Origin of the sequence: Weissella cibaria KACC 11862, assembly GCF_000193635.1 — a bacterium.
GTDB lineage: Bacteria > Bacillota > Bacilli > Lactobacillales > Lactobacillaceae > Weissella > Weissella cibaria.
Window position 1 is genome coordinate 1 of sequence record NZ_AEKT01000032.1, and the last position, 13,713, is coordinate 13,713.

Below are 13,713 nucleotides of genomic sequence, written 5' to 3' on the forward strand. Positions count from 1 at the left end.
CGTACGTACGTCGTCGTCTTTTTATTTTTATTGTTGTGGAATTGCCACGCTGACAACAGGCACGTTATTAAAGTCTGTCGCGGGCTTAATGTAAATCTTCTTTGATAAGCCGTAGTTATCCTTACCGACACTTGCAACCTTACCGACGTACAAACCAGCCGGTGTCACACCACCCAAACCACTTGTAGTAACCAAATCACCCTTCTTAACGTCAACGTCAGATGTAATTTGTCCCATCACAATTAGATTCTTTGATTGATTGAAACTGGTAACAATACCGTCAATTACTTCACTGTTGCTGTTCGTAACCCGAATAGCAAAACGATCCGCAACTTGACTATCATCAGACAACAATTCAACCTTGGCATTTGTTGTATTAACTTGGGTGATACGACCAATCAACCCACCTGATCCCATCACTGACAAGCCCTTTTTAAGACCGGCATTCGTTCCCTTGTTGATAATCAACTGAGATTGCCAATTACTTGGTGACCGTGAAATGACGACTGCATTCACAACCTTATAGTCAGTTAACGTGCCATCAATTTTTAATTGATCTTTTAAAGCACGATTTTCAGCTTGCAATGTCTGTAACTGCACCTTAGATTGTGCCAAATCATCAATTTTCGTTGTTAACTTTTCATTTTCGTTATACGTGTTCAGCAAATCTGTAATTGCCGCATAACTGCTACTCAATGCTTTGACGGGTGAACTTACCACACCTGACACCCATCCTGACACGTCTGACACAACACGAGTTGGCAATGCTGGCTCTTTTTGAGAACTACGTGCACGCGAACTAAGTGTAATCACACCAATCGTCACAATTGCGACAATCACTGTGACGACCAAACGGCGTGATGTAAAGATATTTTTCATCTTCCGATTGCCTTTCGTTTGATTAAAATAAACAACGCCACACCGAATGGTGCGGCGTTATCGTCTATCTTGCTTAGTTGTTCTTCAAAACATCAATTGACTTCAATGCTTCACCAGTACCAATCACAACTGCATCTAATGGCTCAGGCGCAACGAAAACAGGCACCTTCGTCGCTTCAGCAATCACTTCATCGAGGTGTTGCAACATGGCCCCACCACCCGTCAAAACGATACCGTGATCGATAACATCGGCAGCAATTTCTGGTGACGTCTCTTCCAACGTTTCCTTAATTGCAATAATGATTTCTGAAATGACATCCTTAATCGCGTCAGCAACGTCAACCGCTTCAATATCAATCGTCTTTGGCAAACCAGTTACCAAATCACGACCACGTGCAGATGTTCCTTCCGCACTCTTAGCAGCTTCAACATCAGCTGAACCGATTTCCATCTTCAAACGTTCTGCCGTTTGCTCACCAATCAGAACAGAGTACTTTTGGCGAATGTATGACATGATTGCTTCATCAATCTTGTCACCGGCCATACGAATTGAGCGTGATGACACAATGCCACCTAATGAAATTGTGGCAACATCAGTCGTTCCACCACCAAGGTCAACGACCATTGACCCTGTTGGCTCCATCACTGGCAAGCCAGCTCCGACAGCAGCCGCAAATGGTTCCTCGATGACATAGGCATCACGCGCACCAGCGACACGTGCCGCATCAATAACCGCACGGCGTTCAACAGCTGTAACGCCTGATGGCACACCAATCGTAACGTATGGCTTAGCACCGCGACCCCCCAAGGCCTTACCCAAGTAATACTTCAACATAGCAACCGTCGTCTCGTAATCGGCGATAACACCATCACGCATTGGGCGGATTGCCTTAATTGAGCCTGGTGTACGACCAAGCATATCCTTCGCAGCCGATCCAACTGCGACAACTTCATTCGTCTTTGTGTTACGAGCCACAACTGATGGCTCACGAAGCACAATTCCCTTACCTTCAATGTATACCAACGTGTTGGCAGTTCCTAAGTCGATTCCGACATTACGAGTTCCAAATGAAAACACGGCTTCTATCCCTTTTCTTTACAATATTTTATAGTTAATTTTTCTATGGCCTAACATAAAGCAGTCTGGATACGTCAGCAGTTATCACCTACCACCGTAACCAAGTCACCCTTACCAGCTGCAAAAAACAATCTCACTGTCCGGATAAACTTCAAGGAGCAGATTACTAATTGCTACGCTAAAACGCCACACTAATTTCTTATTAAGTTTATCACACCTTATCGTTTTTCGTCCATAAGTCATACAACGTTTCAACGCTTATTTCTGTCAACCAATGTTGCGACCTTAAACTCGTATAGCCACGACTTGAAATTACCATAAAGTCGAGCAAATGAAATTGCATGACACCGCTACACATTGCCAGCTGGGTCATGAGTTTACGATCCGCTTGTGAGAGCCGTAAGCTACCACTCGGATGATTATGAACCACAATAAAGCCGTAAGCATTCAATGCCACTAGGCGTCGAAAAATATCGCGTGGATGCACCGTCACACTGTCTAAGGTACCAATCGCAACCCGATTAACTTCTAGCACCCGCATTTGCGTATTGACCGCAAGTATCCAACAGGCTTCTTGTGGTGACTGCCCGAACTGTTGCACCATAGCATCACCAACTTTTTGCACCGAATCCGCAATTTCTAGCATTTGTGCACCTCCATCTAGCAATACAGACGCCCAAATCAGGGAATTCTCCATTTTCCATCGTGTACCACTCATGAGAAAGGCGTATAATAGACACACATTAATAGTCAAATGAGGTTTATTATGCGAGTTCGTAAATTTGCTCCCCTGCGCATTCCAACCACGAATGTCGCACGAGCTGTCCGTTTTTACCGTGAAGTTTTTGATTTGCCAACTGAATTTGGTGAGAATGAATCCCGGCACTTGTACTTCGATCAGCAATCAATCGTGTTTGAAGAAGATCCGGAAGCCGATCCAATTGTTGTCCAGGTCACCGTTCGTGATCACAAGGAAACCGTTGAAAATCACTTTATCAATTACTATGTCACCCAGGCCAAGCCAGCTACCGAGAGTGACGATGGTCGGCATATCATTTTCCATTTAGATGATTTTGAAGGTAACCACATCGAAGTCATTGCTAACAAATAGTTAATAGCCCCAACACGACCAAGTACGGTCATGTTGGGGCTATTTTAATCATCATATATTTTCTGCTCGCTTGTACCAAGCATCAATCAAAGCACTTGATAATTCGGCCATTTCAGTCATGCCTAATTCAGTTGCCTGGTTCGCCAGTTTCCGAGCGTCATCCCAATTATGGTATTCCAATTGAGATACCAATCGCGCCCACCAAGCGAAGCTCATTGCGGTCTTTGGCTCATTAACGATCCAATCTGCCACCGTTTTAAAACTGGCTAAATCAAAATCATCACGTCCCAATAAAACCGTCATATAACGCACAGTCATTGCATTCAATCGTTCCATCGTACTATGTGGCCAGCTCTTGGTCCAGATTTCTGACAGATATTGTTGTGCCATCGCCTTATCAACTTCCGCAATCACAGGATAGAGCAACGCCACATCCATTGCACGCCAGATTTTAACCGCTTCAAATGAATCAATTAAAATTTGTTGGGCAATTTGGGCGTGTTCATCGGGAATCAATCGTGCGTGAAGCACATCCGCTAAACTCGCGACACGCAAAAAACCACGTGCCATTGTATTTCGGAATAGTTGATAACTACGTCGACTCACTTCTTTGATTGTTTCTGCATCTTGGGCTTGATTTGCTGCCAACAACTCGCCCATTAGGCCTTCAACTGTGTCATGCCCGTTAACCAATTCACTATTGATTTCCGCACCCGTCAACAGTAAGTGACTCATCAATGAGATGAACCCCTCGGCAGGCAAATCATTTTCTTCATTCAAGTACCGGTAATAGCGGTTACGGCTAATGCCAATATTCGCTAATTCACGAACCGGGATGTCATTTGCTTGTCGAATCTCATTGATTCGATCACGATTAATTAAACTCATGCGTTACACCTTCCAACATCTATTCTCTCTGGATTTTTGCGCGTGTTAGCGCACGTGCCTTTTTCTCTTAACTGAGTGTACCACCGGCGAAACAGTCATTCAACTATATTCCCTTACATTTTTTATACGATTTAAAAAACAAAACTCGTCCTCACAATTGTAGCTAACTTACTACAACCGTAAAGACGAGTTTTTGTGTCTAAATTTTAGAATGTCGTTACTAGAAAATTACACGGCCAACATAGTTTCCCGCGATACCATCAAAAATCTCTTCATCGTCAACCTTGACTTGGGCTTGTTCTGACAAGCCCATGAAGATAACCATCGTGGTTGCTAGCTTACCGGCAGCCTTGACCGCAGCAATGTCCATCGTTGCAAGCAAGTCACCGTGCTTAATTTTATCGCCCACGGCCACCTTGATATCGAATGGTTCACCATTCAGTTCAACTGTGTTGATTCCCATGTGCACCAAAATTTCTAGACCACTTTCTGTCCGTAAACCAATGGCGTGCTTCGTTGGCGAAACCATCGTGACCTCAGCATCAATTGGTGCCAAGATATCGTCATCGGTTGGTTCGATTGCAAAGCCATCGCCCATCATCTTTGAGGCAAATGTCTCATCCTGGACGTGTTCCAAGTGAAGCAAAGATCCGTTCGCAACCGCAAAGAAGTTTTCCTCCTTACCGGCTGGTGTTTCATCGACTGCCTTAACTTCATCAGCAGACAATGGATTTTCTAGCTTAGATGATAACTCACCATTATAAATCTTCTCAACGTTATCGGCCACGAATTGTACATCAGGTCCAATCACGATGTGAATTTGGTGATCATCCAAAACGTTAACCCCCATGACACCAGGCGTCTTCTTCAACGCATCTACATCTGCCAATGACGTATCTGTCATCTTATAACGCAAACGCGTCGTGCAGTTGTACAAGTACGTCAAATTGTCTTTGGCAGCGGCGTCACCACCTAGTGCTGACCATACCATTCGTGCTGTGCGGAGGTACTTATCTTCCCCACCAACTGTTGCCGCCTTACCAACTTGGACATCGTTGGCCGCGTCATCATCGTCCTTAGGATCACGACCCGGCGTCATCAAGTTAAACTTCTTAATCGCGAAAGTAAAGATACTGTAGTACAAGATCGCAAAAATGACACCTTGTACTAGCAACATGTATGGCTTATTCGCCAATGGCATTGAATAACTCAGAATATAATCGACCAAGCCACCAGAGAACGTAAATCCTGACGTCCAGTGGAAGAAGGCTGCAATGGCCAATGACAAGCCCATCAAAATAGCGTGAATTACATACAGTGGCCAAGCCACAAACATGAATGAAAACTCAAGTGGTTCAGTGACCCCAGTAAAGAAGGCCGCAATTCCAGCCGCCAACATCAATGACCCAACTCGCTTCTTTTGTGCGGGACGTGCTTGCCGATAAATGGCATAAGCACCCGCAGGTAACCCAAACATCATAATTGGGAAGAAGCCAGCTTGGTACATACCTGTTACACCCTTAACACCAGTTGAGTTCCAGTAGTTACCAATATCATTAATACCAGCAATATTAAACCAAAAGACTGAATTCAACGCGTGGTGCAAACCAGCTGGAATCAACATGCGGTTGAAGAAACCGTACAAACCGGCACCTACCCAGCCAAGGCCGGAAATCAACTTCGCAAACGTAACCAAGCCGGTATAAACTGGTGGCCAGACCAACAATAATACAACCGAAACCAACAACATCAGGACAGCCGTAATAATCGGTACCGAACGCTTACCGCTAAAGAAGGCCAAAGCAGCTGGCAAACGTACTTCGCTAAAGCGATTATACATTGCTGCCGCTAGCAAACCTGAAATAATACCAAGCAACACATTATTTGTTACCAAAGCATCAAATGCCGGGTTGACGGCGCTCAGTTTGATGTTCATCAGCGCTGCGATATTCTTTGGCGCCAATAAGTTAACAGGCAATTCATACGCCACAACAGCTGCTAGTGCAACTGCACCAGCTTCCTTTTTTTGCACCATACCCAAGGCCAACCCAACTGCGAACAGCAAGGCCAACTGGCCCAACAAGCCATTACCGGCAAAGGCCAAAAAGTTTCCAATCGATTGCGCGACACCACCTGGCAAACGCAAAATCCAATTACCAACCCCAACAAGTAAGGCTGCAGCTGGCAATACGGAAACCGGCAACATCAACGAACGACCCATTCGTTGTAGATAATCCTTCATTTTCACAATTCCCCTAAAAAATAATTAACAGTATGAATAATTTCCTATACCAATGTTTTTTATTTTGCACTTAAACCATTGATTTGACAATGATTCCTTATGAAAAAAGGTCTATACCAACATTTGTTTGGTATAGACCTTTAACTATTCTTTAACTTTACAATAACGACTTGTAGTCCTGACCCCAAATCATCCCCATGGCTTTTTCGCCCGTGTGGACACCGATGTAGGGACCGATAATGCTACGTTCGACAACCACATCTGGGAAGGCCGCTTGTAACTCAGCCGCCCAGCTATCGGCCAAATCTGGGTGGTTGCCATCAACAATGGCAACGCGTAATGGATAGGTAGCCGCGTCGTGAATTGCTGTGAAGTCAGCTATCATTTTCTTCCAAGCCCGCTTCATCGCGCGTTCCTTCCCGATTGCAATGATTTTGCCGTCTTCAAAAGTCAACATCGGTTTGATATTTAGCAATGATCCTAGCGTTGCCTGCCCACCTGAAATTCGACCCGTGCGTTGCAAATGACGAATATCATCTACTGCGAAATAAACATTAGTCGTCCCACGTAGCGTCGTCAAAGCCGCCAAAATTTCCGGTACATCATGGCCAGCTTGCACCATTTCGGCTGCCAACTTAGCCTGATTGCCGGCTCCAGCGGCCGCAATTTGTGAATCCCAGGCATGGATTTTAATGTTATCCATCGTTTGTGCCAATGATTGGACTGATGAATAGGTACCTGAAATGCCGCTCGACAAAACCACGGCAATCACGTCAGTATAACCTGCTGCAGCCAACTCGTTGAAGGCCGTCATGAAAACACCGATTTCTGGCTGTGAAGTCGTAAATGGTGTTACTGCCGTCCGGGCCATTTCATAGAATTCAGCTGGCGTCTGCCAATCTTCATTCTCATGAAATACTTGCGTGCCCATCATAATAGGATTGTTAATTTGCTTAATATTTAAAGCTTCTAAATCTTCGGGTGAAATGTAACTTGAACTATCCACCAAAACCGCAATCTTGCTCATCTTCTCTTATTTTTCTCCAAATAGTTTACGTCGTGTATTAAATTTACCACGTTTACGCTCAAAAGTGTGCCCCTAACCACGCGCCTAGTAGCAAGACAGGGACGCCCCCCACAAACGCTAGTAAGGTTTGGCCGATAATGTTAACCCGTTCACCGGGATTTTGCAGCCCGTTGGCCAAGGCAACAATTGGGGTTGAAAAGGTTGAATAACCACCCAAAATACCAGTTGCCCAGAACGTATTTTGCATAACCGGTAGTTGCATGCCATAGGCAAAACCGATTAATAACGCAGCTGAAAGATTGATGACCATCACCATCCAAGCGCTTGCCTTACCAAATACTTTTGGTGCCAACTCTAATAAGCTGAACCGGGCCATTGATCCGAAGATAGCGCCCAAGCCCGCAACAACAATTTGCATCATGCTGCCACCACCTTTTCAGCTAAATAACGGCCCAGATAGACGACTATGACACCACCAATAACACTCACAAGAATATACACACCACCAATTAGCCAACCATGTTTCACCATATCTAAGATGGCTGTTGAATATGTAGTGTAGGCGCCAAGGACGCCGACCATAATAAAGTCGGCGACCGGCTGAGCAAGTGTCACTTTTTTCGACCAAATGACGACGAGAAAAGCCGACAAGAAGGTACCCGTTAAATTAATAATTAGGGTTGATAGCGGAAAATTCGTCACATTAACCAATAGCGCAACTGCTTCACGTAGACTCCCGCCAAAGAAGCCACCCATGCCAACCGCCATTAACCGCTGCCAAAAAAGTTTTGTCATCTTTAACGATCCTCCCGATTTAAGGCTTGCATAATATCCCAAACCTTACCAAACTGTGCTTCATCAGTTAACAGGACCAACTCATCGCCCACCCGCAGGATAAAATCACCATTGGGTAACTGTTCTTCCGCGCCCCGCCGAATTCGTTGAATAAGGACGCCTTTGGGCAATTGTAACTGACGAACCTCCGCATCTTCCAGTGCACTCCCCGGTGCAACAACGATCGTCATTTCTTCGAGGCGTCCCCGTAATTTCGTCAGCTGATCGGATAAACGTAACCGGGCCAGCAAGGACTCATAGATGGGTTCACCACCCAAAAAGTCGACCACAAGATACGCAATCAACGCGACCATTGCCATGGCGACCAAATGACTCATCGAACCAACCATTTCAGCAATCAGAACGATGGCCGTAAATGGGGCCTTAGAGATGCTGGCAAAATAGCCAGCCATCCCCAAAATCATCATGTCTAATACATAAGTTGGCTGCAGCCAGCCAAAGTACACCAATATTGCGCCATATAAGGCACCAGCAACAGCACCGAGTGTCAAAATAGGTAAGAAAATACCACCTGGGACCCCAGAACCAAAGGCTAAGGTTGAGTAAGCAAACCGAATCACTAAAATAAGAGCTAATAATCCAATTGAAGCGGTTGCTGTTGTTGGGTTCAAAATTAACCCGGCCCCACCACCAAGTAAGTGAGGCAACCAAATCCCGATTGGTAGCATTAATATAAAGACCACAATGAAGTGATAATGACGTGGTAGCCACGTTAACCCTGCAAATAACTTAGGCGCTGCCAACGTTGCCCGTTGGTAAACATAACCAAACAATCCGAGCAAAATCCCAAATAATGGCAACCACGCATAATCAAGCAAAGGTAGCGCATGCAAATTAGCCATGTGTAACACGGGTGTTAATCCAAACACGTTCACACTCACCATATCAGCCACAACGGCACTCGTTAAAGCACCCAACCAAACCAACATTGAAAAGGTCCGATAAACTTCCTCTACCACAAACAACGTACCAGCTACGGGTGCACCAAATGCTGCTGATAAACCAGCTGCTGCCCCCATTGCAATCATTAATTTCGTATCACGGGCGTCATACCCTCGCTTTTCACCATATAACTGCGCCACGGCAGATCCCAATTGAATGGATGGCCCTTCACGCCCCAACATCGCACCAGATCCAATTGTGATTAAGCCCGCTGTGAACTTGCGCCAGAGCACAGAAAATGGATTAACCGTCATCTGACCGGCCAATTGTCCTTCAACTTGTGGAATTCCCGATCCGTTGACATTTGGGTCGCCTTTGATAATTTGCCCCACCAAAACGGTCAAACCAATCATCCCAACGATTGTGCCAACTAACCAAATTGGCCAGTTTGTAGCATGGCCAATTTGATGATAGATAAGGCGCCACTGTTCTAAAATGGCTTCCACTAGCCAGCGGAAAGCACTCACAACAACACCAACTAATATTCCTACGATTACTGCACGACCGACAACAAGCAGTCTTGTGCGATCTATTTTCATACCATACCTCCAGCAAAAAACTCACCCTCTAATTTACCACTTATTCAGTCATTTAGGAAAACATCAGGTTAAGTCTCTAACCAGCAACAAAAGAGGCTGGGACAGAAGTCTCTGTCTCAGCCTCAAAAGCGTCTCTTGTCTCACTCTATTTGATTATTAATAACGATTAAAGTATTCCAGCAAATCTGGCACCGTCAATTTCGCCTTATCCGCACCAGCAACATCTAACGATACTTTTCCAGCAGACATAATAATTAGTCGGTTACCATACTGAATGGCATCTTCAAGATGGTGTGTAATCATCAGCGCGGTTAATGCGTCTTCCCGAATTCGTTGGTCCGTGACGCGCATCAGTTGCTCACTGGTCTTGGGATCAAGCGCCGCCGTGTGCTCATCAAGCAACAATAACTCAGGTCGTAGCCTTGTCGCCATGAGAAATGACAAGGCTTGCCGCTGTCCACCCGATAGGTCACCAGTCGCGACATGCAAACGTGCATCGAGTCCGTTTCCCATTGTTGCCGCAACCGTCGCAAACTCAGCCAATTTTTCTTTGGTCAGACCACGCCACTTTAGACGCCGTGACAGTCCTCGCCGTTCAGCAAACAATAAGTTCTCAGCAACCGTCATGCGGGGTGCCGTACCAAGCTTAGGATCTTGAAACACCCGGGCCAAGAACTTCGTCCGTTGTGTTTCAGTTAGGCGCGTCACGTCTTGATCACCAAGATAAACATGACCGTCAGTTAACATCAGGGACCCTGCAATCACATTGAACAAGGTTGATTTACCCGCTCCGTTTGAACCCAACACCGTGACGAAATCACCTTCGTTAAGCGTCAATGAGACGTTATCTAAAATCGTCTTTTCTTCAGGTGTTCCTTGATTCACAACCACCGTTGCATTTTCTAATCTTAAACTTGTCTTAGTCATGTGAGGCTACCCCCTTACGTAATACACTATCCAGTTTGAAGTACTTGCGTAGCTGTGGCAAAATCAATGCCAACCCAAGGACAACAGCACTAAAGAGATTCAAATCATTCGCGTTAAAGCCAAGATACAAAACGATGACCAAGACAAAACGATAAAGGACTGAACCAATCACAACCGTAATCAACCGGTCCGTCAGCGTCATTTGATCGGTAAAAATAACTTCACCAATGATAATAGAAGCCAACGCTACCACGATAACCCCAATTCCCATATTTACATCGGCAAATCCATTGTTTTGTGCGACTAAAGCACCGCCAAGACCGATTAAGGCATTCGAGACCATCAACCCCATGATAGTCATATTATCCGTATTGACCCCTAACGAACGTGCCATTGCACGATTATCACCAGTCACAATAAACGCCTGCCCCAATTCCGTTTGCAAAAATGCCGCCGTGGCACCTGTCACCACAATGATAATGAGCAACCCCACCATAACCGTTGGAAAATTTTTAGGCAAAAAGTCTAAGAAAGGCGCCGTAAACAACGTTTCTTTCCCAAGTAGCGACCGGTTCGCTTGACCCATGACACGCAAATTAATCGAATAAATGGCAGTCATTGTTAAAATACCGGCTAGCAAAATAGGGACCTTACCCTTGGTATAGATCAAACCGGTCACCAGACCAGCTAACGCACCGGCTAACGCTGCTATCAAACTAGCCAGCGCCGGGTTCATGCCATTTGCAATCAGCGTGACTGCCACTGCTGCCCCCAGTGGAAACGTTCCTTCAACCGTCATATCCGGAAAATCTAAAATTCGAAATGTTAAGAACAACCCAATGCCGAGTGTCGCCCACAATAACCCTTGCCCAATAGCTGAAACTAAAATGCTCATCTGTGTGCCCTCCCTACTTTACAAGCTTCGCGTCTGTATACCCACGAGGTAATGTCAGACCCAGTTTATCTAATTGCGCTTTGTTCACGACTAATTCGCCAGCCTTGGTAAAATCAACTGGCACTGACTTTGGGTCAGCCCCCTTCAAAATTTTGGCCACCATCTTGCCAGTCATGATACCTAATTTCGTTTGATTAATTGATTCAGCCGCAACACCACCATCTGCCACCATCGTGTCAACCGTTGGGAAGACTGGTACCTTGGCCGCGTCCGTATTCTTAACAAGTGTCGTCATAGCCCCGGCAATGGTGTTATCCGTTGGAACAAATACGGCATCCACTTGATGGCCCGCCACCATTTGCAACGACGTTTGATTTAAATCGTTTGAAGAGGCAATGGTGTAGGTTTTAACCTTTAAGCCTGCCTGCTTAGCTAACGTGATCATCTTGCGCGCTTCAGTCGTCGCCGAGTCATCAGAAGAGGTATAAATCACCCCCAATGTCTTAAGACCTGGGACAAATGCGCGCATCATCTTTAATTGTGCTGGCAAAGGGGCTTGATCAGACACGCCCGTCACATTACCACCTGGCTTTTGGTAACTCTTTACCAACTTAGCGCCAATCGGGTTTGTAGAAGCTGAAAACACCACCGGTTGCGTCTTGATTGAATTTGCCAATGCAACCGCGGCTGGAGTTGCAATCCCAACCGATACGGCATCGTTGGCATCCGCAAATTTCGTCGCCATCGTTTTCAGATTAGACTGGTCGCCTTGTGCATTTTGGAAATCAATTTTAACGTCCTTACCAACGTGATAACCACTCTCAGTCAGTCCAGTATGAATGCCTTTATTAATCGCATCCAAGGCCGGGTGAGACATAAATTGTAAAATCCCAACCGTTGGGACTTTCGCTGCCCGCTGCTCGCTAACAGACTCCTGCACACCGGCAGCCACTAAAACTGCCGCGAGTAGCCCTAACGCTACCATCACTTTCTTATTCATATCGCTATCCTCTTACTATCATGACAAAATAAAACCGCAAAAGGGTCTCCTAGCAAACCCCTCTTGCGGTAAAAAGAAAGGCCTGCGCGGTAACCCGTGCAGACCTTTCGTTAACGGAAATCAGTCGGCACAGACTCAATACGCTCTAAAAGAGCACGTACCGAATCTGTTAATCAACAATTCGGACGCGTTAGCTGCGCCACCAACCATTTAATTGTGCCATTGCAATTTGCATCACTGTTTCCACCTAACTTTTATCTTGCAATTATGATAGCATTTTAATTTTTTAAATGCAACCTAATCCAAACCAATGTTGTAATCGCCATCTTCCATGACTTCAACCTGTCCCAAACGATAACCATTTCCAACTTGTGAGAAGAAATCGTGATTAGATGTGGTCGTTGAAATACCATTCATCACAATTGGATTAACATCTTCAGCACCATCTGGGAACAGCGGATCTTGCCCAAGATTCATCAACGCTTTGTTTGCGTTATAGCGTAGGAACGTCAACACTGATTCCGTCCAACCAATACCATCATACAAGTGCTTAGTATATTGTTCTTCATTGTTATAGAGATCTAGCAACAAATCATACATCCACATCTTCATTTCGCTTTGTTGGTCTTCTGTTAACTCATTGAATCCTAGTTGGAACTTGTAACCAATGTACGTACCGTGCACTGATTCGTCGCGCAAAATTAGCTTGATAATTTCCGCCACATTATTCAACTTGTTGTGACCCAAGTACCACAACGGTGTATAAAATCCTGAGTAGAATAAGAATGTTTCCAAGAATACCGAAGCAACCTTCTTTTGCAAATCATCCCCAGTTTGGTAGATTTGATTAATTCGTTGCGCCTTGTATTGTAGGAAATCATTGGTATTTGTCCATGAAAAAATTTCATCGATTTCAGCGGGCGTATTCAACGTTTCAAAAATTGATGAATATGACTTTGCGTGCACCGATTCCATGAACTCAATATTATTTAAAACTGCCTCTTCATGTTGCGTACGCACTGAACGCTTCAATGATGCCATACCATCTTGTGACTGCAACGTATCCAACAACGTTAATCCGCCAAACACGTGGCCGACAAGATAATGTTCCTCTTCAGTCATCTTACGCCAGTCATCCAAGTCGTTTGATAACGGAATACGTGTATCTAGCCAAAATTGTTCAGTTAATTTTTCCCATGTTGCTTTATCAATCGCATCCTCAACTTCATTCCAGTTGATGGCAACGTATCCTTCAGTCATAACAATCCCCTATCACTTACACATTGAAACGGTCAGAGTTTTAAGACCCTGACCGTTTCTTAAATCATAG

The 13,713-nt window shown here is 45.1% G+C and carries 14 protein-coding genes; 1 reads left to right on the forward strand and 13 read right to left on the reverse strand.

Annotated elements, in window-relative coordinates; all coding sequences use genetic code 11:
• Positions 1 to 27 precede the first annotated feature (27 nt).
• The 3 genes from mreC to ESE_RS0107025 form a co-directional block, all read right to left on the reverse strand.
• Positions 28 to 879 carry a rod shape-determining protein MreC gene (mreC, locus tag ESE_RS0107015; RefSeq protein ID WP_010373335.1) on the reverse strand — a complete coding sequence of 284 codons (852 nt, stop codon included), beginning with the start codon at positions 877 to 879 and terminating at the stop codon, positions 28 to 30.
• 73 nt (positions 880 to 952) lie between these two features.
• On the reverse strand, positions 953 to 1,957 hold the full coding sequence (locus tag ESE_RS0107020) for a rod shape-determining protein (protein ID WP_010373337.1): 1,005 nt from the start codon (positions 1,955 to 1,957) through the stop codon (positions 953 to 955).
• A gap of 211 nt (positions 1,958 to 2,168) precedes the next feature.
• Positions 2,169 to 2,603: a JAB domain-containing protein gene (locus ESE_RS0107025; RefSeq protein ID WP_010373339.1), complete on the reverse strand. Its 435-nt coding sequence runs from the start codon at positions 2,601 to 2,603 to the stop codon at positions 2,169 to 2,171.
• Between the two features lie 120 nt (positions 2,604 to 2,723).
• Here ESE_RS0107025 and ESE_RS0107030 point away from each other — a divergent pair, with 120 nt between their 5' ends.
• Positions 2,724 to 3,068 (forward strand): VOC family protein, encoded by a 345-nt coding sequence (locus ESE_RS0107030; protein WP_010373341.1) that lies wholly within the window; start codon positions 2,724 to 2,726, stop codon positions 3,066 to 3,068.
• A gap of 51 nt (positions 3,069 to 3,119) precedes the next feature.
• Here the strand turns inward: ESE_RS0107030 and ESE_RS0107035 are convergent, their stop codons facing one another.
• The 10 genes from ESE_RS0107035 to nrdF all read right to left on the reverse strand — a co-directional run bounded on the left by ESE_RS0107035 (position 3,120) and on the right by nrdF (position 13,643).
• A complete protein-coding gene (locus ESE_RS0107035; protein ID WP_010373343.1) occupies positions 3,120 to 3,956 on the reverse strand; it encodes a hypothetical protein in 837 nt (278 codons plus the stop codon).
• 220 nt (positions 3,957 to 4,176) lie between these two features.
• Positions 4,177 to 6,198: an N-acetylglucosamine-specific PTS transporter subunit IIBC gene (gene nagE, locus ESE_RS0107040; RefSeq protein ID WP_010373345.1), complete on the reverse strand. Its 2,022-nt coding sequence runs from the start codon at positions 6,196 to 6,198 to the stop codon at positions 4,177 to 4,179.
• A gap of 157 nt (positions 6,199 to 6,355) precedes the next feature.
• A complete protein-coding gene (locus ESE_RS0107045) occupies positions 6,356 to 7,225 on the reverse strand; it encodes a DegV family protein (RefSeq protein WP_010373347.1) in 870 nt (289 codons plus the stop codon).
• A 58-nt stretch (positions 7,226 to 7,283) separates the two neighbouring features.
• Complete coding sequence (locus ESE_RS0107050) at positions 7,284 to 7,646, reverse strand: CrcB family protein (protein ID WP_010373349.1); 363 nt, start codon at positions 7,644 to 7,646, stop codon at positions 7,284 to 7,286.
• Positions 7,643 to 8,020, reverse strand: coding sequence for a fluoride efflux transporter FluC (locus tag ESE_RS0107055; RefSeq protein ID WP_010373350.1), 378 nt, complete (start codon positions 8,018 to 8,020; stop codon positions 7,643 to 7,645). The genes ESE_RS0107050 and ESE_RS0107055 overlap by 4 nt, the downstream gene beginning before the upstream one ends.
• 2 nt (positions 8,021 to 8,022) lie before the next feature.
• Positions 8,023 to 9,561 carry a ClC family H(+)/Cl(-) exchange transporter gene (locus ESE_RS0107060; protein WP_010373351.1) on the reverse strand — a complete coding sequence of 513 codons (1,539 nt, stop codon included), beginning with the start codon at positions 9,559 to 9,561 and terminating at the stop codon, positions 8,023 to 8,025.
• A gap of 156 nt (positions 9,562 to 9,717) precedes the next feature.
• On the reverse strand, positions 9,718 to 10,488 hold the full coding sequence (locus tag ESE_RS0107065) for an ABC transporter ATP-binding protein (protein WP_010373352.1): 771 nt from the start codon (positions 10,486 to 10,488) through the stop codon (positions 9,718 to 9,720).
• A complete protein-coding gene (locus tag ESE_RS0107070; protein ID WP_010373353.1) occupies positions 10,481 to 11,383 on the reverse strand; it encodes an ABC transporter permease in 903 nt (300 codons plus the stop codon). The genes ESE_RS0107065 and ESE_RS0107070 overlap by 8 nt, the downstream gene beginning before the upstream one ends.
• Before the next feature lie 13 nt (positions 11,384 to 11,396).
• Positions 11,397 to 12,383: a tryptophan ABC transporter substrate-binding protein gene (trpX, locus tag ESE_RS0107075; protein ID WP_010373354.1), complete on the reverse strand. Its 987-nt coding sequence runs from the start codon at positions 12,381 to 12,383 to the stop codon at positions 11,397 to 11,399.
• Positions 12,384 to 12,680: 297 nt separating this feature from the next.
• On the reverse strand, positions 12,681 to 13,643 hold the full coding sequence (gene nrdF, locus ESE_RS0107080) for a class 1b ribonucleoside-diphosphate reductase subunit beta (RefSeq protein ID WP_010373355.1): 963 nt from the start codon (positions 13,641 to 13,643) through the stop codon (positions 12,681 to 12,683).
• Between the last annotated feature and the right edge of the window lie 70 nt (positions 13,644 to 13,713).

Excerpts from the sequence above, each read along its gene's own strand:
- ESE_RS0107030 (WP_010373341.1), top strand. The coding sequence starts at position 2,724 with ATGCGAGTTCGTAAATTTGCTCCCCTGCGCATTCCAACCACGAATGTC.
- ESE_RS0107045 (WP_010373347.1), bottom strand. The coding sequence starts at position 7,225 with ATGAGCAAGATTGCGGTTTTGGTGGATAGTTCAAGTTACATTTCACCC.
- trpX (WP_010373354.1), bottom strand. The coding sequence starts at position 12,383 with ATGAATAAGAAAGTGATGGTAGCGTTAGGGCTACTCGCGGCAGTTTTA.
- ESE_RS0107060 (WP_010373351.1), bottom strand. The coding sequence starts at position 9,561 with ATGAAAATAGATCGCACAAGACTGCTTGTTGTCGGTCGTGCAGTAATC.
- ESE_RS0107065 (WP_010373352.1), bottom strand. The coding sequence starts at position 10,488 with ATGACTAAGACAAGTTTAAGATTAGAAAATGCAACGGTGGTTGTGAAT.
- ESE_RS0107050 (WP_010373349.1), bottom strand. The coding sequence starts at position 7,646 with ATGATGCAAATTGTTGTTGCGGGCTTGGGCGCTATCTTCGGATCAATG.
- ESE_RS0107055 (WP_010373350.1), bottom strand. The coding sequence starts at position 8,020 with ATGACAAAACTTTTTTGGCAGCGGTTAATGGCGGTTGGCATGGGTGGC.
- ESE_RS0107035 (WP_010373343.1), bottom strand. The coding sequence starts at position 3,956 with ATGAGTTTAATTAATCGTGATCGAATCAATGAGATTCGACAAGCAAAT.
- nagE (WP_010373345.1), bottom strand. The coding sequence starts at position 6,198 with ATGAAGGATTATCTACAACGAATGGGTCGTTCGTTGATGTTGCCGGTT.
- nrdF (WP_010373355.1), bottom strand. The coding sequence starts at position 13,643 with ATGACTGAAGGATACGTTGCCATCAACTGGAATGAAGTTGAGGATGCG.
- ESE_RS0107070 (WP_010373353.1), bottom strand. The coding sequence starts at position 11,383 with ATGAGCATTTTAGTTTCAGCTATTGGGCAAGGGTTATTGTGGGCGACA.
- mreC (WP_010373335.1), bottom strand. The coding sequence starts at position 879 with ATGAAAAATATCTTTACATCACGCCGTTTGGTCGTCACAGTGATTGTC.
- ESE_RS0107025 (WP_010373339.1), bottom strand. The coding sequence starts at position 2,603 with ATGCTAGAAATTGCGGATTCGGTGCAAAAAGTTGGTGATGCTATGGTG.